At 69.5% G+C, this 21,246-nt stretch carries 21 protein-coding genes; all 21 read right to left on the reverse strand.

Annotation, left to right across the window (positions count from 1 at the left end):
• Nucleotides 1–90: 90 nt before the first annotated feature.
• Nucleotides 91–834 carry a 3-oxoacyl-[acyl-carrier-protein] reductase gene (fabG, locus tag ACOOHF_RS14755; RefSeq protein WP_419935587.1) on the reverse strand — a complete coding sequence of 248 codons (744 nt, stop codon included), beginning with the start codon at nucleotides 832–834 and terminating at the stop codon, nucleotides 91–93.
• Entirely contained in the window at nucleotides 831–1,766 is a 936-nt protein-coding gene (gene fabD, locus ACOOHF_RS14760) for an ACP S-malonyltransferase (RefSeq protein ID WP_419935588.1), read from the reverse strand. Before fabD ends, fabG begins: the two co-directional genes overlap by 4 nt.
• Entirely contained in the window at nucleotides 1,763–2,737 is a 975-nt protein-coding gene (gene plsX / locus ACOOHF_RS14765; protein ID WP_420462239.1) for a phosphate acyltransferase PlsX, read from the reverse strand. The genes fabD and plsX overlap by 4 nt, the downstream gene beginning before the upstream one ends.
• A 55-nt stretch (nucleotides 2,738–2,792) precedes the next feature.
• The gene (gene rpmF, locus ACOOHF_RS14770; protein WP_419935590.1) at nucleotides 2,793–2,975 is read right to left on the reverse strand and encodes a 50S ribosomal protein L32; all 183 of its coding nucleotides are present in this window, start codon (nucleotides 2,973–2,975) and stop codon (nucleotides 2,793–2,795) included.
• A 65-nt stretch (nucleotides 2,976–3,040) separates the two neighbouring features.
• The gene (locus tag ACOOHF_RS14775) at nucleotides 3,041–3,574 is read right to left on the reverse strand and encodes a YceD family protein (protein ID WP_420462240.1); all 534 of its coding nucleotides are present in this window, start codon (nucleotides 3,572–3,574) and stop codon (nucleotides 3,041–3,043) included.
• Entirely contained in the window at nucleotides 3,571–3,987 is a 417-nt protein-coding gene (gene ndk / locus ACOOHF_RS14780) for a nucleoside-diphosphate kinase (protein WP_420464381.1), read from the reverse strand. Before ndk ends, ACOOHF_RS14775 begins: the two co-directional genes overlap by 4 nt.
• A gap of 13 nt (nucleotides 3,988–4,000) precedes the next feature.
• On the reverse strand, nucleotides 4,001–4,471 hold the full coding sequence (locus ACOOHF_RS14785; protein ID WP_419935592.1) for an HPP family protein: 471 nt from the start codon (nucleotides 4,469–4,471) through the stop codon (nucleotides 4,001–4,003).
• Nucleotides 4,472–4,540: 69 nt separating this feature from the next.
• Complete coding sequence (gene sucD / locus ACOOHF_RS14790) at nucleotides 4,541–5,410, reverse strand: succinate--CoA ligase subunit alpha (protein WP_419935593.1); 870 nt, start codon at nucleotides 5,408–5,410, stop codon at nucleotides 4,541–4,543.
• Entirely contained in the window at nucleotides 5,411–6,541 is a 1,131-nt protein-coding gene (sucC, locus tag ACOOHF_RS14795) for an ADP-forming succinate--CoA ligase subunit beta (protein WP_420462241.1), read from the reverse strand.
• Between the two features lie 99 nt (nucleotides 6,542–6,640).
• Nucleotides 6,641–8,008, reverse strand: coding sequence for a phosphomannomutase/phosphoglucomutase (locus ACOOHF_RS14800; RefSeq protein WP_420462242.1), 1,368 nt, complete (start codon nucleotides 8,006–8,008; stop codon nucleotides 6,641–6,643).
• 97 nt (nucleotides 8,009–8,105) lie between these two features.
• A complete protein-coding gene (locus ACOOHF_RS14805; RefSeq protein WP_420462243.1) occupies nucleotides 8,106–9,644 on the reverse strand; it encodes an NADH-quinone oxidoreductase subunit N in 1,539 nt (512 codons plus the stop codon).
• Between the two features lies 1 nt (nucleotide 9,645).
• Entirely contained in the window at nucleotides 9,646–11,187 is a 1,542-nt protein-coding gene (locus tag ACOOHF_RS14810) for a complex I subunit 4 family protein (RefSeq protein ID WP_420462244.1), read from the reverse strand.
• Nucleotides 11,184–13,289 (reverse strand): NADH-quinone oxidoreductase subunit L, encoded by a 2,106-nt coding sequence (nuoL, locus tag ACOOHF_RS14815; RefSeq protein ID WP_420462245.1) that lies wholly within the window; start codon nucleotides 13,287–13,289, stop codon nucleotides 11,184–11,186. The genes ACOOHF_RS14810 and nuoL overlap by 4 nt, the downstream gene beginning before the upstream one ends.
• A gap of 5 nt (nucleotides 13,290–13,294) precedes the next feature.
• Nucleotides 13,295–13,624, reverse strand: a complete 330-nt coding sequence (nuoK, locus tag ACOOHF_RS14820; protein WP_419935599.1) for an NADH-quinone oxidoreductase subunit NuoK — start codon at nucleotides 13,622–13,624, stop codon at nucleotides 13,295–13,297.
• On the reverse strand, nucleotides 13,621–14,148 hold the full coding sequence (locus ACOOHF_RS14825) for an NADH-quinone oxidoreductase subunit J (RefSeq protein ID WP_419935600.1): 528 nt from the start codon (nucleotides 14,146–14,148) through the stop codon (nucleotides 13,621–13,623). Before ACOOHF_RS14825 ends, nuoK begins: the two co-directional genes overlap by 4 nt.
• A gap of 19 nt (nucleotides 14,149–14,167) precedes the next feature.
• Nucleotides 14,168–14,593, reverse strand: coding sequence for a NuoI/complex I 23 kDa subunit family protein (locus ACOOHF_RS14830; protein ID WP_420464382.1), 426 nt, complete (start codon nucleotides 14,591–14,593; stop codon nucleotides 14,168–14,170).
• A 73-nt stretch (nucleotides 14,594–14,666) separates the two neighbouring features.
• Nucleotides 14,667–15,902 (reverse strand): complex I subunit 1/NuoH family protein, encoded by a 1,236-nt coding sequence (locus ACOOHF_RS14835; RefSeq protein WP_420462246.1) that lies wholly within the window; start codon nucleotides 15,900–15,902, stop codon nucleotides 14,667–14,669.
• Entirely contained in the window at nucleotides 15,899–17,497 is a 1,599-nt protein-coding gene (locus tag ACOOHF_RS14840; protein ID WP_420462247.1) for a molybdopterin-dependent oxidoreductase, read from the reverse strand. Before ACOOHF_RS14840 ends, ACOOHF_RS14835 begins: the two co-directional genes overlap by 4 nt.
• Before the next feature lie 3 nt (nucleotides 17,498–17,500).
• Nucleotides 17,501–18,790 (reverse strand): NADH-quinone oxidoreductase subunit NuoF, encoded by a 1,290-nt coding sequence (gene nuoF, locus ACOOHF_RS14845; RefSeq protein WP_420462248.1) that lies wholly within the window; start codon nucleotides 18,788–18,790, stop codon nucleotides 17,501–17,503.
• Nucleotides 18,787–19,374 carry an NADH-quinone oxidoreductase subunit NuoE gene (gene nuoE, locus ACOOHF_RS14850; protein WP_420462249.1) on the reverse strand — a complete coding sequence of 196 codons (588 nt, stop codon included), beginning with the start codon at nucleotides 19,372–19,374 and terminating at the stop codon, nucleotides 18,787–18,789. The genes nuoF and nuoE overlap by 4 nt, the downstream gene beginning before the upstream one ends.
• Entirely contained in the window at nucleotides 19,371–21,245 is a 1,875-nt protein-coding gene (gene nuoD, locus ACOOHF_RS14855) for an NADH dehydrogenase (quinone) subunit D (RefSeq protein WP_420462250.1), read from the reverse strand. The genes nuoE and nuoD overlap by 4 nt, the downstream gene beginning before the upstream one ends.
• Between the last annotated feature and the right edge of the window lies 1 nt (nucleotide 21,246).

A 21,246-nucleotide genomic window follows, 5' to 3' on the forward strand; every position in this document is an offset into this window, starting at 1 on the left:
AGAAGGGGGCCTGCCGCGGCCCCACCGGTGTCGCTCGCGAGCGCGTAATATGCGCTCTCGGGCCGCTCTGCCAAACGTCCCGCGGAAGTCCTACGGATGCATCACCATGCCGCCGTCCACGACGATGACCTGTCCCGTGACGTACGAAGCCCCGGGACCGACCAGAAAGCGGACGACCGTGGCGACATCCGACGGGGACCCCGGCCGACCGAGGGGAATCTTCGCCGACATCGCCTCGCGCACGCTTTCGGGCAGCCCGGAGGTCATGTCGGTTTCGATGAACCCCGGTGCGACGGCGTTGGCCCGGACGCCCCGACTCGCCAGTTCCTGGGCGATGCTCTGCGTGAACGAGATCAGGGCCGCCTTGGCCGCCGCATAGTTGGACTGGCCCCGGTTGCCCGTCAAGGCCACGACGCTCGAGATGTTCACGATGTTTCCCGCTCGCCGTTTCATCATCGGGCGGGCGACGGCCCGCACGAGATAGAAGGCGCCCGAGAGGTTCGTATCGAGGACGGCCTGCCAGTCCTCATCCTTGAGGCGCAGCACGATGTTGTCCCGCGCGATCCCCGCGTTGTTCACGAGGATCGTCGCGGCTCCGAGCCGCTCCGAGACTGCCTCGACGAGACCCCGGCAGGCGGTCGAATCCGACACGTCGCAACCGAAACCCGCGTGCCCGGAACCGGGGAGCCCTTCGGCCACGACCTGCGCCCGGTCCGCGGCGGTGCCGACGACCGCCACCCGGGCCCCCGCCTCGGCCAGTTCCGCAGCGATCCCGCGGCCGATGCCTCGCGTCGCACCCGTGACGATCGCGACCTCACCCGTGAGTTCGCTCATTCCACCCCCTTGAGGTAGGCATCCACCGAGGGCGAGTCACCCACCGGGGTGACCCGGAGGCCGCGATCGATGCGGCGGGCCAGGCCGGAGAGGACGTTGCCGGGTCCCACCTCGAGCCAGCGCGATGGCCCGATGCCGCGGATGCGGGCAACCCCCTCCATCCAGCGAACCGGGGACGTCAGCTGCATGATCAGCGTGCTGCGCGCCGTCGCCGAGTCCGTCACGCAGGCCGCGGTCGCGTTCGAGACCACCGGGAACGATGGGTCGGCCCAGGCCGCCGCTTCGAGGGCGGTAGCCAGCCCCTCCGCGGCCGCCCCCATGAGGGGCGAGTGGAAGGCGCCGCTCACGTTCAGGGGGACCACGCGCCGGGCGCCGGCCTCCCGGGCGAGCGTGCCCGCCGTGGCGACCGCCTCCACCTCGCCGCTGATCACGACCTGGCCGGCCGCGTTCAGGTTGGCGGGCACGACCACGCCCGCGCGGCTACCCGCCCGCGCGCAGACCGCGGCCACGGCATCGGCGTCGAGTCCGAGGACGGCGGCCATCGTCCCCGGCCGGGCGGCCCCGGACGCCCCCATCAGCCGGCCGCGTTCCCTTACGATCCGAAGACCGTCCTCGAATCCGAACGCGCCCGAGACGAGATAGGCGGACAGCTCGCCGAGCGAGTGCCCCGCCCCGGCCGCGACGGGGCCGGTGCGCCCGGCGATCAACCGCCACACGGCCCACGAATGGAGCATGATCGCGGGCTGTGCATTCGCGGTGGCCCGCAGTTCCTCCTCGGGGCCCTTCCAGCAGAGCCGGCTCAACCGCATCTCGAGCGCATCGTCGGCCCGCTCGTACAGCTCCCGGATCGACGAATCGTCCTCCGCCAGATCCCGGCCCATACCCACGTACTGAGACCCCTGGCCCGGGAAGAGGAGAGCGGCACCGCTCACGCCCCACCCTCCCGCGTGAGGGCCGCCCCGATCCCCGCGGTGAATCCCGACGCGGCGCCATCGGCCGCCGTCCGGATCCCGTTCATGATCGCCCGTGCCGGCGAGGCGCCGTGACAGATCACGGACACGCCGTCCACGCCGAGCAGGGGGGCGCCGCCATACTCCGTGTAGTCGAGAAAGCGCAGTGCCTCGCCGAGTTCTCCTCCCGCCCCGACGCCCGCCTTCCGGAACACCTGCAGGACGAACTCCGCGATCGACTCGTAGAACTTGAGGAGGACGTTCCCGACGAAGCCGCCGCATACGAGCACATCGCACGCTCCGGTCACGATGTCGTGCCCCTCCACGTTGCCGACGAACTCGAGGTCGGGGTCGGCGGCGAGGCGTCCGTGGGCCGTGGTGACCACCCCCCCTCCCCGCTCCTCCTCCTCGCCCATGTTCAGGAGCCCGACCCGCGGGCGCTTCAGCGAGAGCACATGCCGGAGGTAGATCGACCCGAGGTGGGCGAACTGGTGCAACTGGTGCGGTTGCGCGTCGACGTTCGCCCCCACGTCGAGGACGAGCACGCGGCCCGTCGCGGTCGGGAAGAGGGCGCCGACGGGCGGCCGGTCGACGCCCGGGAGCAGGCCGAGCGTGAGCACGGAGGCCACCACGGTCGCCCCCGTGGAGCCCGCGGACACGAAGGCGTCCGCCTCGCCATCGCGGACCGCCTCGAGCCCGCGGACCACGGTGCTATCCGGCTTCCGGCGCACCGCCAGGGCCGGCGCTTCGGCGGGATCGATCCGCTCTTCGGCCGCGAGCCAGGCGACGCGATCGCCCGGGAACCCCTCCAACGCACCGACCGCCGTGTCCTCGGGCCCCACGAGCACGAGGAAGATGTCGCCGGGCCACGCGGCGAGCGCTCTCCGCGCGCCGGCCAGGGCGGCGTCGGGCGCGGCGTCGCCCCCCAGAAGGTCGAGGGCTACACGAATCATTTGAGGGTCGGTCGACGGGGCCCGGTCGCCTTGCGAGGGCGGCCGCGCGCGCGCGTCAAAAGTCTTCGATCCGGACGACCTCGCGGGCCGCGTAGTGGCCGCAGGTCACACAGACCCGGTGCGGTCGCTTGGGGTCTCCGCAATTCGGGCACGCCTGGTGCGCGGTGTCCTGCGCCTTGTGGTGCGTACGCCGCTTTCGCTTGCGCTGCTTCGACGTGCGTCGCTTGGGAACGGCCATATCGTCAACTCACTCCTGTGCGGTTCGGGCTGAACAGGGTAACTGGCGGTCTCTCCCTTCGAATGTCAACCCAGGTTCTCGAGCGCCGTCCAGCGCGGATCCGGCCCCGGAGGCGGGCAATCGCAGCTCTCGTCGGCGAGCCGCACGCCGCACCTCGGGCACAGGCCGGGACACTCGGCCGAACACTCGACCCAGGCCGGCGCGTGCACCCACAACTCCTCCCGGACCGGCCCCGCCAGATCCAGCTCGCCGGCTTCGACCTCCAGGGCCCAGACGCCTTCTTCACCGGGCGTGATCCGGGCGGACGGGCGAAACATCACATCCCACTCCGTAACGACCTCCGCCCGGGTCGGGGCCAGACAGCGCCGGCACGCGACCGTGGTACGCGCGGCGAGCCTTCCTCGCGCCCGCACTCCGTCGCGGCCCGCGCGACGAATCTCCACTTCGAGATCCACGCGCTCGAAGGCGAGCGGCAACTCGCCGAGCAGTTCCCCCGGCGCCTCCAGCCGGAGCGTCCGTTCGATCGGGCCCTGGTCGAGCCCGGCGAGTCCGATCCTGGTCGGCTCCGTCACGACCTTCCGGTCGCGCCGCTGCTTCACCCCGTCGAGATGAGGTCGACCTCCCCGAAGAAGAAGCCGAGTTCCCGCCTCGCGTTCTCCTCGGAGTCGGATCCGTGGACCGCGTTCCGTTCCTTGCTCTCCGCGTAGAGGGCGCGCACCGTTCCCGGCGCCGCCTCCGCGGGATCCGTCGCCCCGATGACCTCGCGGAGGTACGGCACCGCGCGCTCATGGTCGAGGGCGAGCGCCATGCACGGCCCCGACGTCATGAACTCGACCAGCGACCCGAAGAAGGGGCGCTCCCGGTGCACGACATAGAACGCCTCCGCGGCGGCGCGCCCGAGCCGCAGGACCCTCGCCCCCCGAATGGCGAACCCGGCCTCGTCCAGCACGGCGAGTACCCTGCCCGCCTTCCCCGAGCCGAACGCATCGGGCTTGATGATCGCCAGCGTCATCCTCTGCACGGCCTCACCCCCCCTTCGTTTCCTCGTCCGTGTCGATGCCTGTGTCGATGTCCGAGTCCATCTCGGCCACGTCGCGGCGCAGGAGTCGCCGGATGATGTCGCCGCGCGTGAGGAAGCCGACCAGTTGACCCTCGCGGACGACCGGCAGACGCTCGATCTCCTTGTCGAGCATGAGCCGGACGACGTCGGCCAGCGGTTCGCTCTCGTTCACGCACATCACGGTCCGTTCCATGATGTCCCGCACGCTGCCCGTGACGAAGCCGACGTCCGGGCGCCCGGCCCGGGCCCGCTCGAGCTGGGGAAGGAAGTGCGTCATGAGTTGGCGGTCCGTGAGCATGCCGAGCACGTGCCCCTCATCATCGATCACCGGCACCGCGCGTAACCTGCGGCGAACGATCACGGCCGCCGCCTCCTTGAGCGCCATGCCGGGCTCGGCCGTAATCACCTCGCGGGTCATGATCTCGCGTACTTCCATCGCCCGCCTCCTGGTGTTGCGCGTCCATCCGCCGCCCGGCCTCGTGTACCCGGCGGGGCCGGGTAACGCCTACAGGCGGTCGCGCATGAGTCCGACCAGGTCGGCCGGTCTGCGCGCCACGCCGATTCCGTTCCGCTCGAAGGTGCGAATCTTCTCCTCCGCCGTCCCCTCGGAGCCCGAGATGATCGCCCCTGCGTGCCCCATGCGCCGGCCCGGCGGGGCCGTCTGGCCCGCGATGAAGCCGACGACCGGCTTGCTCATCTCGCGCGCCACGAACTCCGCGGCCACCTGCTCGTCGGTCCCCCCGATCTCGCCGATCACGGCGACGGCCTCCGTCTCCCGATCGTCCTCGAACGCGGCCAGACAATCGACGAAATCCGTGCCGATGAGCGGGTCGCCCCCGATGCCGACGCAGGCCGACTGCCCGATCCCCGCCCGCGTGAGCTGGAATATGACCTCGTAGGTCAGCGTTCCGGAGCGACTCACGATGCCCACGGGGCCCTCACGCACGATCTGGCCCGGGAGGATGCCGACCTTGCAGCGGCCGGGCACGATGGCGCCCGGGCAGTTGGGCCCGATGAGCCGCGCCCCCTTCTCCCTCACGTACGGCAGCACCCGGAGCATGTCCCCGACCGGAACGCCCTCCGTGATGCACACGATGAGCGAGATCCCCGCGTCGGCCGACTCGAATATCGCGTCCGCGGCGAAGCGGGCGGGCACGTAGATCACGCTCGTGTTCGCGCCGGCCCGGGCCACCGCCTCCTCCACCGTGTCGAAGACGGGTACGGCGCCGTCGAACCGCTGTCCGCCCTTGCCCGGCGTCACGCCGGCCACGACTCGCGTGCCGTACTCCATCATCTGCCGCGCGTGGAACGAACCATCGCGTCCGGTGATCCCCTGGACGACGAGCCTCGTGTCCTCTCCGATGAAGATCGCCACCTAATTCCCCCTTCGGACGGCGGTCTCCACCGCCCGGTCCATGTCGATCATGGCCTCGAAGCCGTGCTCCGCGAGGATCGCGACCCCTTCTTCCTCGTTCGTCCCCGTGAGGCGGATGGTGATCGGGACCCGCAACTCCATGCGGCTCGTCGCCTCCACGATCCCGTTCGCCACGTCGTCGCAGCGCGTGATCCCGCCGAAGATGTTGAACAGGATCGACGTCACGCCCGGATCCTCGGTCATGAGTTCGAGCGCCGTCACCACCTTTTCGGGATTGGAGGAACCGCCGATGTCGAGGAAGTTCGCGGGCTCCCCGCCGTAGTACTTGACCAGGTCCATCGTGGCCATGGCGAGTCCGGCCCCGTTCACGCAGCACCCGACGTTGCCATCCAGCTGGATGTAGGAGAGTTCGGCTTCGCGCGCCCGCACCTCCGCAGGGTTCTCCGCCTCGAGGTCGCGCAACGCCGCGATGTCGGGCAGTCGGAAGAGGGCGTTGTCGTCGATGTTCATCTTGGCGTCGATCGCCTTCACTTCCCCGGCCGGGTTCACGATCAGCGGGTTGATCTCCGCCAGGGTGGCGCCGCTCGCCCGATAGGCCTCGTAGAGCTTGCCGAGGATCGAGGCCGCCTGCCGGGCCGCGCGCGGGTCGTCGTAGAGATGGTGGCCGAGGAGCGTCGCCTGATGGTTCAGGAGACCGTAACGCGGGTCGACGGCCAGCTTGCGGATCGCCTCCGGCATCGTGGCGGCGACTTCCTCGATGTCCACGCCACCCTCCGAAGAGACCATGATCGTGTCCGCCTGCCGCGCCCGGTCGAGGACGATCCCCACGTAGGCCTCGGAGGCGATCTCCTCGGCCGGCGCGACGAGGACCCTCCGCACCTCGATGCCCTTGATTTTCATGCCCAGGATATGTTCGGCATTTATTCGGGCCTCCGCCGGTGAAGCCGCCAGCTTCACGCCCCCCGCCTTTCCACGTCCCCCCGCATGGATCTGAGCCTTGACCACGACCCTTCCGCCGAATCGCTCCGCCGCCGCGGCCGCTTCATCGGGGGTCGTCGCGACCTCCGCGTCCGGCACGGGGATGCCATGGCTCGCGAAAATCCGCCTGGCCTGGAATTCGTGAATGTTCATCTGATCGTCGTTCGACTCTCCGCTGGAAGGGCCCGAATCCGGGGACCCTCAATGTCGCGTTCACCTGCCGCAGGGGCCACCGCCGGCCCGCCGGCGACCTCACACCGGTGGCAGTTCGACCCCGTGGCCGGCGAGGAACCCGCGCGCGTCATCCGCGATCTCCCGCAGGCGCTCGGGCGTGTCCGCCTCGATCCGCGCCACGATCACCGGCTGCGTATTGCTCGCCCGGATCAGGAGCCAGCCGCCGTCGAACAGCACCCGAGCGCCGTCGATGTCGACGACCTCGTGGCGCTCCCGGTAGTGGCGCGTCGCCTCCGCCACGACCGCGAACTTCCGGTCTTCCGGACAGTCCAGGCGTAATTCTGGGGTGGACGGATAGCTCGGAATCCCGGCCGCCAGCTCGGACAGCGGCCGCCCGGCGCGGGCCACAAGCCCCGCCAGACGCGCCGCCGCATAGATCGCATCATCCGTTCCGTAAAACCGGTCGGCAAAGCAGATATGCCCACTCATCTCACCTGCTATGGGAGATCCTCCGGCCCGCATCCGCTCCTTGATGAGCGAGTGCCCCGTCTTCCACATCACCGGAACGCCGCCATCGGCGCGGATCACCCGCGGCAGCGCCTGCGAGCACTTCACGTCGAACACGACTTCCGCCCCCGGGCGCTCCGCCAGCACCTCCCGCGCGAAGAGCAGGAGCAGGTGGTCGCCGCGCACGATCTTCCCCTCTTCGGTCACCGCACCGATGCGATCGCCGTCGCCGTCGAGCCCCACGCCGAGGTCCGCCCCCGTCTCACGCACTCGCGCGATGAGGTCCTGGATGTACTCATCCACCGTCGGGTCCGGGTGGTGGTTGGGGAAGGTGCCGTCCGACTCGCAGTAGAGGCCGTCCACCTCGATCCCGGCGGCGGTGAGCGCCCGCACCGCGACGACGCTCCCCGCGCCGTTCCCGCAGTCGAGCACCATGCGCACGTTCCCGTCCACCCGACCGCGGGCCGCGATCTCCTCCACATACCGATCGAGGATCTCCGCTTCCCACACCTCTCCGGCACCGGTGGCGAAATCCCCCGCCTCGATCCGGGTCCGCAGCGAACGGATCGCATCCCCGTACAGAGCCCCTCCGTCCCGCACCATTTTGATCCCGTTGTATTCGGGAGGATTATGGGATCCGGTGATCTGGACACCCGCGTCCGTATCGAACTCGATGGCCGCGAAATAGAGCACGGGCGTCGGCACGGTCCCCACCGTCGTCACGTCGACGCCGGCCGCGCACAGGCCCCGGCAGAGGGCGGCCGCGAGCCCCGGAGAGGAGGGCCGATTGTCGTGGCCGACGACGACGCGCGGCGCGTCGCGGTCCGCGAGTTCGGTTCCGAAGGCGCGGCCGACGAGTTCGGCCGTCTCCTCCGTCAGGTCGTCGCCGACGATGCCGCGGATGTCGTACTCGCGGAAGATTCGGGGATCTATGCGCATGGAGCCTCGGGTCGCGGGTCCGGGGCCGCCGGGGCGCGGAGCGCGCTCGCGGGCCCGAAAAACGGCGTCTTTTTGGTCGCCCCGGAGGGCTAACGGGTCACGGGGCGTCGGACTCGGGGCCGGCGATGGTTACGCCGGCCCCGGGCCCGTCGGGGAGAGCCTCGCGCGCCCGCTCGATGATCCGGCCCGGGAAGAGCCCGGCCAGGAGGATGAGCGCCACGCAGGTCCCGATCACGAGATTGAACCCCGGCTTCGGGGACGGTGGCATGTGGGCGTCCTCGGGCGCCGTCTCGAAATACATCTTCCACACCACGCGCAGATAGTAGTAGTAGGCGACGAGACTCGTGAGGACGAGCGTCACCGCCAGCGCCGTCTCTCCCGCGTCAACGGCCGCCCTGAGGAGGTACAGCTTGCCGACGAAGCCGGCCGTGGGCGGGAAACCCGCCAGAGAGAGCAGGAAGACGAGGAGCGCCCCCCCCAGCACCGGACGTCGCCAGCCCAGCCCGCGGTAGTCGCGAACCCGCTGGTAGCGGTCCCCCTTCCCCGCCACGTGGAAGACGATCGCGAAGCTCGCCGCCGTGACCACGGTGTAGGCCGCCAGATAGAAGAGGGACGCGGAGCGCCCGAGTTCGGAGGCCGCCGCCACGCCCACGAGCAGATACCCGGCGTGCGCCACGGAAGAGTAGGCGAGCATCCGCTTCACGTCGTCCTGCGCGAGCGCGATCAGGTTGGGCACGATCATGGTCAGCATCGCGAGCCACCACACGGCGCCCCGCCACGTCTCCGCGGCGCCCCCCAGATCCACCGTCAGCACGCGGAGCAGCGCGATGAAGGCGGCGGCCTTCACGCCGGTCGCCATGAGCGAGGTGACCGGCGTCGGCGCTCCATCGTACGCGTCGGGGGCCCACATGTGGAACGGCACCGCCGCGATCTTGAACGCGAAGCCGATGAGCAGGAGGCCGATGCCGGCCACGAGGAGGAGGTCGCCCCCGGCGCCCGCCCCGGCCGCGATCCGGTCGGCGGCGGTGGCGAGGCGCGTCGTCCCGGTGGCCCCGTACAGGAGCGCGATCCCGTACACGACGAAGGCGCTCGCGAAGGCGCCGACGATGAAGTACTTGAGGCTCGCCTCCGAAGAGCGCGGGTTCTTCCGCGCGAACCCCGTGAGCACGTACACGGAAATCGACATCAGCTCGAGACCGACGAAGAGCAGGATGAGGTCGCGCGCCGCCACGAGCACCAACATCCCGACCAGCGCCATGAGCACGAGCGCGTGGAACTCCGGCGAACGCAGCCCCTCGCGACTCAGGTAGTCGCGCGACAGCGACACGACGAGGAGTCCCCCGCCGAGGAGGATCACGTCGGCCGCGACCCGGAACCCGTCGAGCGCGATCATGGCGTCGGGGGGGCCGGAGGCATCCATGAGCCACAGGCTCGCGAGGAGTGCGCCCGCGATCGAGTACAGCGTCACGAGGCAGTCGACCGACATGCGCCCGTCACCGCCGGAGCCGCCCGAGGCCTCGCCCGCGGGCACGAAGGCGTCTCGCATCAGGATCACCATGGCGGCGATCGAGAGGATGACTTCCGGCAGGAGGGCCAACCAGTAGCTGCCATGCGAGGCGAAGTCGAAGACCCTCACGTCACTCCCCTCCCCCGGCCCCGGCGGCATCCACCTGGACGACGGCCGTTCGCCCCTCCACGTGCTCGATGAGGGCCTCTACGGAGGCCCGCGTCCGGTTCAGGAACGGCCCCGGCCACACCCCCATGAGGAGGATCAGCACCAGGAGCGGCGCGAGGATCAGCCGCTCACGGCCGTTCACGTCGCGCAGCGACCGGTTTTCGTCGCGCTCCAGCCGGTTGAACAGCACGCGCTGCACCATGGGCAGCATGTAGCAGGCGGCGAAGATGACGCCGGTCGTGGCGACCGCGGCGATCCAGGGGTGGGTGCGGAACGTCCCCAGCAGGATCAGGAACTCGCCCACGAAGCCGTTCGTGCCCGGAAGGCCCACGGACGACAGCGCGACGACGACGAGCGCGAAGGCGAAGATCGGCATCACCTTCGCGATGCCGCCGAAGTCCGCGATCAGGCGGGTGTGACGCCGCTCGTACAGCATCCCGATGAGGAGGAAGAGGGCCCCCGTCGAGATGCCGTGGTTCACCATCTGCAGGATCCCGCCCTCGATCCCCTGCGTCGTGAGCCCGAACACGCCGATCACGACGAAGCCGAGGTGAGCCACCGATGTGTAGGCGATGAGCTTCTTCGCGTCGGGCTGGACCGCCGCCACCCAGGCCGCGTAGAGGATTCCGATCACGCCGAGCGCCATCATCGTGTTCACGACCGCCGGGTCTGTCGCCGCGGCCGGGAAGAAGGGGAGCCCGAACCGCAGGAACCCGTACACGCCCATCTTGAGCAGTACCCCGGCCAGGATCACCGAACCCGCCGTGGGCGCCTCCACGTGCGCGTCCGGAAGCCAGGTGTGGAACGGGAAGAGCGGCACTTTGATGGCGAACGCGAGCGCGAAGCCGGCGAAGAGCCACAGCTGCGCCCGGCGCGCGAGGTCGACCGAGAGCAGGTCCTCGTAGGCGAAGCTCCAGCCCCCCCCGCCGCTCCGGAACAGCCACGCGAGGGTCACGATCGCGACCAGCATGAGGAGCGACCCCGCGGCCGTGTAGAGGAAGAACTTCACCGCCGAGTAGATCCGCCGCTCCCCGCCCCAGATCCCGATCAGGAAGTACATCGGGATCAGCATGATCTCCCAGAACACGTAGAAGAGGAAGAGATCGAGGGCCACGAAGACCCCGATCATCCCCGTCATGAGGAAGAGCAGCATCGCGTAGAAGGCCCGCTCCCTCCGCGTGATGTGGGAGAACGACCCCGCCACCGAGAGCGGCATGATGAAGGTCGTGAGCAGGATCATGAGGATCGAGATCCCGTCCACTCCCACGGAGTACGAGATCCCCCACGCCTCGACCCAGGGGATCGAGACCTGGTTCTGGAAGCCCGGCTCCGCCGTGTCGAAGGTCCAGAACAGCGGCAGCGAGAGCGCGAACAGGAAGAGCGTCGTGCCGAGCGCGATCGTCTTCGCCCGCGCTTCCGGCGCCAGGAGGCAGGCCACCCCGCCGAGGAGCGGGAGGACCACGAGCGCGGTCAGGATCCAGTGCCCGTCGTACAGGGCCGTCATGCGAGCACGCTCAGGACGAGCAGGGCGCCGAGCATGAACACGACGAGGTAGGTCGTCACGCGGCCGCTCTGCAGCTGTCCGCCGGCCCAGCCGAGGAGGCGGGCGCCGCGCCCCACCCCGTTCACGGCGCCGTCGATGAGCCCCGCGTCCACGATCCGCCAGCAGGCGCGCCACAGGGCGAGCGAGGGCCGCACGATCATGCGGTCGTAGAGTTCATCGACGTACCACTTGTCGTGCAGCACGCGCGCGAACCCGGTCGGCGCCACGGCCTCGGCCTCCGTGGGCACGGGCTTCGGTGAGAGGACCCTGACCGTCGCGGTCACGGCCACGATCGCGATGACCGCGGAGATCCCGGCCCACAGCGCCTCGCCGCCTCCCACGGGCGCGTGGTGCTCGGCCACGAGGTTTCTCGCCTCGGCGATCGCGATCGCGGGCTCGAACACGGGCTCGAGCCAGTGGTGGAACCACTCGACGGCCGGGAGCACGGGGAGCGCCTCCGGGATATTCACCCAGCCGCCGACGGCCGAGAGCACGGCGAGCAGGGCCAGCGGCCCCCACATGACGAGCGGCACCTCGTGCAGCCGCCGGCCCGCTTCGGCCGTCCCTCCGTGGCCGAAGGTGCGGTTCTTGCCGTGGAAGGTCATGACCATGAGGCGGGTCATGTACACCGCCGTGAGGAACGCCGTGGCCAGCGCGACCCCCCACAGGACGGGATACCCGTAGGCGCCCGCGTACCAGATGATCTCGTCCTTCGAGAAGAACCCGGCCAGCGGCGGCACCCCCGCGATCGCGAGCGTCGCGATCCACATGAAGGCCCACGTGCGGGGCATGAACGCCCTCAGCCCCCCGTGGTTCCGCATGTCGTTGGGATCCCCGTGATGGCCGTCGCCGTGCGCGTCGTCGCCGTCCCCGTGTGCCCACGCGTGGTGGACCGCGTGGATCACGGCGCCGGCGCCGAGGAAGAGCAGCGCCTTGAAGAAGGCGTGCGTCATGAGATGGAAGACGCCGGCCGTGAACGCCCCCACCCCGACGGCGAGGAACATGTAGCCGAGCTGCGAGATCGTGGAGTAGGCGAGGACCTTCTTGATGTCGTACTGCCGGATCGCGATCGAAGCCGCGAACAGCGCCGTCCCCGCCCCCAGCGCCGCCACGACACCCTGGGAGACGGGCGCGAGCGCGAACAGCACGCTGGTGCGCGCGATGAGGTAGACGCCCGCCGTGACCATGGTCGCCGCATGGATGAGCGCCGAGACGGGCGTCGGCCCCGCCATGGCGTCGGGCAGCCACGTGTGGAGCGGGATCTGCGCCGACTTCCCGGTGCAGCCCAGGAAGAGGAGGAGCGTGATCCCGGTCACGAGGAGACCGCCGTAGGCCAGCGTCCCTTCCGCCGCCTCGAGGAGGGGGACGAAGTCCAGCGTCCCGAAGGTCACGAAGAGGAGGAACATGGCGACGAGGAAGCCCGCGTCGCCGATCCGGTTCATGATGAACGCCTTCTTGCCCGCGTTCGCGTACTCCCGGTTCTCGTACCAGAAGCCGATGAGGAGGTACGAGCACAGCCCCACGCCCTCCCAGCCCACGAACATCAGCGGCAGGCTGGCCCCGAGGACGAGAACCAGCATGAAGAAGACGAACAGGTTCAGGTACGAGAAGTAGCGCGAGTAACCGGGGTCCTCACGCATGTAGCCGACCGAGTAGATGTGGATCAGGCTTCCCACCCCGGTCACGACCATGCACATCAGCATCGAGAGCTGGTCGAACTGCAGATCGACGCCGATGTGGAGGTCGCCGGATACGATCCAGCTCCAGAGGCGCACGACCTCCGCCCCGTGCAGTTCGGCGCCGTTCATCCCGATGAAGTTGATGAGGACGACGTTGAAGCTCAGGAGCAGCGCCGCGGGTCCGACGATGGACGGGATCCGCTTGTCGTCCCGCCACAGGAAGGCCCCGAGACCGTTGACGACGGCTCCAAGAAGCGGAAAAGCGAGGATGAGCCACGGCAATACCGGATGGAACGCCGTTCCCGCGCCCTCCTGTGCCGCGAGCGCGGCGGCTCCGGCCGGAAGCGCCCCCGCCCCGCTCAGGACCCCGCTCGCGATGCTCACGATGCTCACCATCTCAGCAGCCGGAAGCGATCGAGGTCCACGACCTCGTAATGGCGGAAGATGGCGATGATGATCGCGAGTCCGACGGCGGCCTCGGCCGCGGCGACGGCCATCACGAAGAAGACGAAGATCTGGCCCTCGATCCCGTGCATGCGCGAGAACGCGACGAGGGACAGGTTCGCCGCGTTGAGCATCAGTTCGACGCACATGAAGACGATGATCGCGTTCCGGCGGAGCAGCACGCCGATCACGCCGATGGAGAACAGGATCGCGCTCACGAAGAGGGCGATGAGCCCGTGCAGCCCGAGGGCGCCCGCCAGCCCGGCCTCGTTCACGTCCGTTCCCTGCGCGCGAGGAGGATCGTGCCCACGATCGAGGCGAGGAGGAGCACGCCGGTCACCTCGAGCACGATGACGTACTCCTGGAAGAGCGGCCGGGCCACGATGCCGATCACGCCCTGTTCGGCGGCGGCCGCCCGCAGCGCATTCCCCGCGACTTCCACGGCCGGCCGGGCCTCCGCCCCCCCGACGAAGAGCCGCGTCAGGATCCCCAGGAAGGCAATGGCGATGGAGCCGCCCACGAGGCCGCCGATCGGCCCGCGCAGATCGCGCCACTCCGCGTGCCCGAGGTTCAGCAGCATGATCACGAACAGGAACAGGACCATGATGGCCCCGCCGTACAGGATCACGTTGATCGCCGCGATGTAGTGCGCGTCCAGCATGAGGAACATGCCGGAGGTGGCGAAGAACACGGCGACCAGGAAGACCACGGCGGTGACGGGATTCCGGCGCGTGACCATGAGGATGGCGCCCAGAATCGCGCTCGCCGCGAAGGCCTGGAAGAGGAAGTCCTGGATCATCGTGACCTCAACCGCGGCATCACTGCGACGCCGGGTCGGAGGGATCCCACAGCGCCGTCATGGGGTGCTCCTGTTCGACGAGCCGCTCGAGGTCGTAGACCCAGCGCTCGCGGGAGTACTCCGCGTTCTCGTAGTGCACCCCGAGGTGGATCGCCTCCACCGGGCACACCTCCTGGCAGTAGCCGCAGAAGATGCAGCGGAACTCGTCGATCTCGTAGATCGCCGCGTAGCGTTCCCCGTTCTCGTCCTCGGCCGGCACGAGCTTGATGCAGTTCACCGGGCACACGGTCGGACACAGCCCGCAGGCGACGCACTTCGCCCGCCCGTCCTCGTGCACCGCCATGCGGTGCGTGCCCCGCGTGCGCGGCGCGAGTTCCCACTTCTCGTCGGGATACTGCTGCGTCTTAGTACGGGGCTTGAGGAGGTGACGGAGCGTGATCGACATCCCCTTCGCCGCGGCCCTCACGTACGAGCCTTCCGCGCGGGGGCGTTCCAGAATCCTGACCTCTCCGGGCATACTACCCTCCCTGGCCTTTCGTTCCCTTGGCAGCGCCGCGAATCAGCGTCCCCCGGTCCATGGCGAAGAAGATCACGCCCGCGAGGACCAGGTTCACGACGAAGAGGACGAACGCGTACCAGCCGCCGGCCGGGATCCCCACGGCTTCGATCCCGAGGATGACGAGCGCGATGACGAGGATGTACACCGTCACCGCCTCGAGCATGAACTTCCAGCCCAGGTCCATGAGCTGGTCGTAGCGGAAGCGCGGCAGCGTCCAGCGGATCCAGACGAAGACGAGGACGACGAGCGCCGTCTTCGTCGCGAAGGCGCCGAGCGTGAGGAGCGTCTTCCACCATGTGGGCGTGCCGATCACCGTCCCGTCGGAGAGCACCCGGATGTTGTCCCCCTGCCAAAACGGGATATCCCACCCGCCGAGGAAGAAGACGGTGACGAGCGCGGCGACGGTGATCACGTGCGCGAATTCGCCGATCATGAACATCGAGAACTTCATCGCCGAGTACTCGGTGTGGTATCCGGTGATGAGTTCGGACTCCGCTTCGGGCAGGTCGAAGGGGAGCCGGTTCGTCTCCGCCAGACCCGAAATGAAGAAGAAGAAGAGGCCGACGAGGAGCGGGAAGGCGAACCACGTCGCGTACGTCGCCGGCCCCGCGGTGAACGTCTGCTGCATCGAGACGATCTCGGGCGCGCGCACGTCCCCGGTGAGGAGGATGAGCGGGACGAGGCTCAGCGCGAGCGCGACTTCGTAGCTCACCATCTGGGCGGAGCCGCGGAGGCCGCCCAGGAGCGAGTACTTGGAACCCGAGGCCCACCCGCCCATGGCGACGCCGTACACGCCGATCGAGCCGATCGCGAGCACGTAGAGAAACCCGATCGGCACATCCGCCACGATCATCTCCACGAGACCCCATTGCGTGGGGAGCGGGGAGCCGAAGGGGATGACGGCGAACAGGATCGTGGCCGGGAGGATCGCGAGCACGGGCGCGAGGAGGAAGAAGGGCCGGATCGCCTGGTCCGGCATCGTCTCTTCCTTGATGAGGTTCTTGAGCCCGTCCGCGATCACCTGGAGCAGACCCCAGGGGCCGACGCGGTTGGGGCCGCTCCGGTCCTGGATGAAGCCCGCCACCTTCCGTTCCACGATCGTCGACAGCATGACGGCGAGCATGAGCACGGTGAAGAAGACGGCCACCTTGAGCAGCGTGGCCACGGCGAAGGCGCCGCCGGCAACCGGGCTCATGCGTCGGCCTCCGCCGGGGCCGCGGCGGCCGTGCCGGCGGCCGGGGCGCCCTTGAGCCCGATCCCGTCCCACGTCAGGCCCTCGAAGGCCGGGACGTCCGCCGCCATCCGCTCGAACGCGGTCCGGATATCGGACACGGCCGTGCCGTCTCCCAGGCGGGCCAGTACGCGACTGAGGATCATCCAGGCCGGGCGTGCCGACCCGGGCGGCGTGAGCGCCTGGTGGAAGCGCTGCACGCGGCCCTCGAAGTTCGTGAACGACCCGTCCATCTCGGCGAAGGTCGAGATCGGGAGTACCGCGTCCGCATTGCGCGCCGCCGCCGGGAGCCGCGTCCCGAGGTAGAGGAAGAGGTCGGCCGCCTCGCCGAAGTCCTCGCCGGCGCCGTCCAGCGCGTCGTCCAGCACCACGAGCGCCCCGGCCTCCGCGCCGCTCGAGAGGGCCGCGACGCGCTGCGCGCCGAAGATCCCGGCCCCCGCGACGTTCGCCGCGCGGTCGGCCCGGAGCTTGAGCGTCGGCACGGTGGGCAGCGCCGCCGTCTCCCCCTGCTCCACCTGGAACTCGCCCCCCTCCACGCCCAGCCGCGCGAGGAGTCGTCCGACGTAGAACAGATTCTCGTTGGAGGCGTCCGGGGACACGATCGCGCGACCGCCGGGGGAGCCCGCCGCCTCGATCTTCTCCGCCAGCCACGCGAGGGCGGTGGCCCAGTCCACCGGCCTCAGCGCGTCGCCGTCGCGGATGAGCGGCACCTCGGCGCGCACGCCGCGGTTCGTCATCACCAGGTGCCGCCGACCGTAGTCGCACATCCACCAGGAGTTGACCGCCGCGTTGTGCCGCGGCTTGACCCGGACGATCTGGTTTTCCGTGGTGTCGATCGTGACGTTGCAGCCGGTCGGGCATCCCGGGCACACGCTCGCCGTGGCGTCCATGTCCCAGGCGCGGGCCTTGAACACGAAGTCCTCGTGCACGAGCGCCCCCACGGGACACACGTCGACGATGTTCCCCTGGAACGGATTGTCGAGTTCGCGGCCCGGGAAGGTGTCGATGTAGGCCTTGTCTCCGCGCTGGGCGACGATGAGCGCGTCGTCCTCCGCGACATCCCGCATGAAGCGGACGCAGCGCGTGCAGATGATGCAGCGGTCCGCGAAGTAGAGGATGTCGTCGGCGATCCGGTCGCGCCCCATGACCCGCTTCGGCTCGTCGACCCGGCTCTCGAGCTGGTTCGTGACGTACGCGTAGTCCTGGAGCATGCACTGCCCGGCCGCGTCGCAGATCGGGCAGTCGAGCGGGTGGTTCACGAGCAGGAATTCGATGACCGACTGCCGGGCCGTACGGGCCGTGTCGCTCGCCGTGTGCACGACCATGTCGTCGGTCGCCTGAAGCGTACACGAGGGCTCCAGTTTGGGCCGCCCCTCCACCTCCACCAGACACATTCGGCACTGGGCGGGCCGCGTCGGGATCCCCGGGTGGTAGCAGTAGCGCGGCACCACGACGCCCACGCGCTCGGCGGCCTCGATGACGCGCGTCCCTGGCGGGACCGTGACTTCGACGCCGTCGATCGTGAGCGTGATCGTCGCCCGGGCTCCGTTCTCAGCCATGCGTCACCCCGCCGCGACCAGGGTCGGCTTCATCCGCGCCTCGTAGTCGGCGCGGAACTTGTCGAGCGAAGAGCGGAGCGGGAATACGACGCTGTCCGCCAGCACGCAGATCGTGCGGCCCGTCATCTGCTCGCACAGTTCGTACAGCGTGTCGATGTCCCGCAGACGACCGTCGCCCGCCTCGATGCGTTGGAGGATGCGCACGACCCACGAGGTCCCCTCGCGGCACTGCACGCACTGTCCGCACGACTCGTGCGCGTAGAACTGCGCGATGCGCCGCATCGCCGCCACGATGTCCGTGTCCGCGTCCATCACGATCGGCGAGGCCGTGCCGAGCGCACTTCCCGCCTCCGCCAGCCCTTCGTACGTCGTGGCGCAGTCCAGTTCGTCCCCGGTGAGGAAGGCGGTCGACGATCCGCCCGGGATCACGGCCTTCACGGGCTTGCCCGATGGCGTGCCCCCGCAGGCATCGAAGATGATGTCGCGCAGCGGGAGGCCGAGCGCGAACTCGTAGTTCCCCGGCCGCACCAGGTGTCCGGAGCAGCTCCACAGCTTGGTCCCCGGCGACTTCTCGCTCCCCCACCGGCGGTACCAGTCTGCGCCGTGCTCGATGATCATGGGGACCGCGGCCAGCGTCTCGACGTTGTTCACCGTGGTCGGCATCCCGAACGCCCCCGCCTGCGCCGGGAAGGGCGGCTTGGCCCACGGCTCCGCGCGATTGCCCATGAGCGAGTTCATGAGCCCCGTCTCCTCGCCCGCGATGTAGGCGCCGGCGCCGGCGTGCACGGTTAGATCGCACGACCAGGAGGAGCCGAGGATGTTCGGGCCGATGAGCCCGGCCTCGCAGGCATCGACCACGGCCCGGTTGAGCACCGCCGTCTCCTCGAAGAACTCGCCCCGCACGTAGATGTAGACGTGTTCCGCCCCGATCGCGCGCGCTCCGATGAGGCAGCCCTCGATCAGGAGGTGGGGCGTCCAGCGGATCACCTCGCGGTCCTTGAAGGCGCCGGGTTCGGACTCATCCGCGTTGCAGCACAGGTAGTGGGGCTTGCCGTCGTCCTTCGGCATGAAGCTCCACTTGAGGCCGGTGGGGAACCCGGCGCCGCCCCGCCCGCGCAGCCCGGAGGCCTTCACGACGTCCGTGATCTCATCCGGCGCCATGCCGAGCGACTTGCGCAGCGCCTCGTAGCCGCCCACGGCGCGCCATCCGTCGAGCGTCCGCGCTTCCGCCTCGCCCTGATGCCGTGAGAGCGGGGTCCTGCTCTCGAGTTCGCTCCGGTGCGGGAAGCTCATGCCTCCGCCTCCCCGTCCGCCCCGGCGCCGTCGCGCGCGCCGCGGAGCTTCGCGACGATCTCCGGCACGCGGTCCGGCGTCACGTTCTCGAGGTAGCGGTTGTTGACCTGCACGACCGTGGCGAAGCCGCACGCCCCGAGGCACTCGGCCTCGATCACCGTGAACTCGTCATCGTCGGAGATCTCGCCCTGCCGGGTCTTCGTCTCCGCGAGGAAGCGCTCCAGCACCTCTTCGCCCCGGTTCAGGTGGCAGGAGATGTTCGTACACACCTGGACGAAGTGACGCCCGACCGGGTGCTTGTTGTACATCGTGTAGAAGGTGGCGATCGAATGGACGTAGGCGGGGGTGAGATCCAGCGCCTCGGCGACCTGCTCCATGTCCCCCGGCTCGATCCATCCCTTCTCCGCCTGCACGAAGCCGAGCATGGGGAGGAGCGCCGCCTGCTTCGTCGGATAGCGGGACAGGGCCATCTCGAGCCGGCGCTTCCCTTCCTCCGTCTCGAAGATGGGACCGTCGAACGTCTTCCGCGCCGTCAGCTGGAAGGGTTGCGCCCCGACGACGGCGGGATGGAGGCGGCGGCTCATCGGTCGATCTCCCCGAGCACCACGTCCAGCGAGGCGTTGATCGCCACCACGTCCGCCACCAGTTCGTCCCTCACGAGTTCGGGCAACGCCGCGATGTTCACGAACGAGGGACCGCGGAACCGGCAGCGGACGGGCTTCGTGCCCCCGTCGGAGACGATCCCGAAGCCGAGTTCGCCCTTGGAGCTCTCGATCGAATACCACGTCTCGCCGGCGGGGACGCGGACGCCCTCCATGACGAGCTTGAAGTGCGAGATCATCGTGTCGATCGATCCCATCGCCTCCCCCTTGGGGGGCAGGACGATGCGGTAGTCGTCGATGTTGATGGGACCGCCCGGGAGCCGGTCGAGCGCCTGTTCGATGATGCGGAGGCTCTGCTTCATCTCCTCGACCCGGACGAGATACCGATCGTACACGTCGCCCGTGGTGCCGACCGGTACGTCGAAGTCGTACTCCTCGTAGCCGAGGTAGGGGCGCGCCTTCCGGACGTCGTACGCCACGCCGCTCGCGCGCAGCGTCGGGCCCGTGATGCCGTAGCTGATCGCCTTCTCCGCCTCGAGCAGGCCGATGTCCATCGTGCGGCCCTGCCAGATCGCGTTCCGGGAGAGGAGGCGCTCGACCTCGTCCAGCGTGGTCGGGAAGGTGGCGGCGAAGTCGCGCGCCGCCGCAGTCCAGCCAACCGGCAGGTCCGCCATCATCCCGCCCACCCGCGTCGCGGAGGTCGTGATCCGCCCCCCCGTGTAGGCTTCGTGCAGGTTGTAGATCCGCTCGCGTTCCTGGAACGTGTAGAGGAAGACGGAGAACGCGCCGATGTCGATCGCCGTCGTCCCCAGCCACAGGAGATGTCCGAGAATCCGGTTCAGTTCGCCGAGGATGACCCGGACCACGCGGCAGCGCTCCGTGATCTCGACGCCGAGGAGCGCCTCCACGGCCCCCGCGTAGCCGATGTTGTAGAGCATCGGCGCGAGGTAGTCCATGCGGTCCGTGTAGGGCACGCACTGGTTCCACTCGCGGTACTCGCACGTCTTCTCGAAGCCGGTGTGCAGGTAGCCGATGTGCGGGACGCAGCGGATCACGCGCTCCCCGTCGAGCTGCAGAACGAGGCGCAACACGCCGTGGGTGGCCGGGTGCTGTGGCCCCATGTTGATGAGGATCGGGGCGCCCTCCAGCGCGTCCTCGGGGGTCTCGCCGAGCTCCAGTTCGCGGATCCCGGCCCCCGTCGCACCGTCCGCCGGCGGCCGTACGTCCCCCTCTTCGGTGACGGCGTAGCCCGCCATCTCCAGCTCCTCGACGGCGTAGATATCGACGAGGTCGCGGGAGAGCGCGCGGCTCACCTGCGCGGAGCGGCTGAAGCGGCCGCGGAGGGGGAAGTCCTTCCGCAGCGGGAAGCCCTCCTCGTAGTTCTCCGGCATCAGGATGCGACGCAGGTCGGGGTGGCCCCGGAAACCCACGCCGTACATGTCCCACGTCTCGCGCTCCAGCCAGTCGGCCGTGAGCCACTGGTCCGTCACCGTGTCGAGTTCGAGGTCGTCCAGCGGCACCTCGCACGCGACCCGGAGCTGACGGCCGTGAACCATGGACCAGAGCTGGTACCAGACCTGGATGGGGGCGCCGATGCCCGCGTGCGCGCCCATGATGTCGGCCAGAAAGTCGTACGCCTGGTCCGGCGTCTCGCGCAGGAAGCGGAGGACCTCGGCGTTGAGGCGCGGATCGATCCACACCACGGGGTAGCCGACCGCGTCGCGCTCCACCCGCCGCACGCCATCTCCGAAGCGATCCCGCAGCGCACGGACCGAGGGGTGGTTCGCGGCGTCCCCGTCGAGTGGCGCCGCGCTCACCATGCGGGGGGGCGCGGCCGTCGTCACGGTCGTCACC

Origin of the sequence: Candidatus Palauibacter sp. (genome assembly GCF_965216145.1) — a bacterium.
In the GTDB taxonomy this organism is placed as follows: domain Bacteria; phylum Gemmatimonadota; class Gemmatimonadetes; order Palauibacterales; family Palauibacteraceae; genus Palauibacter.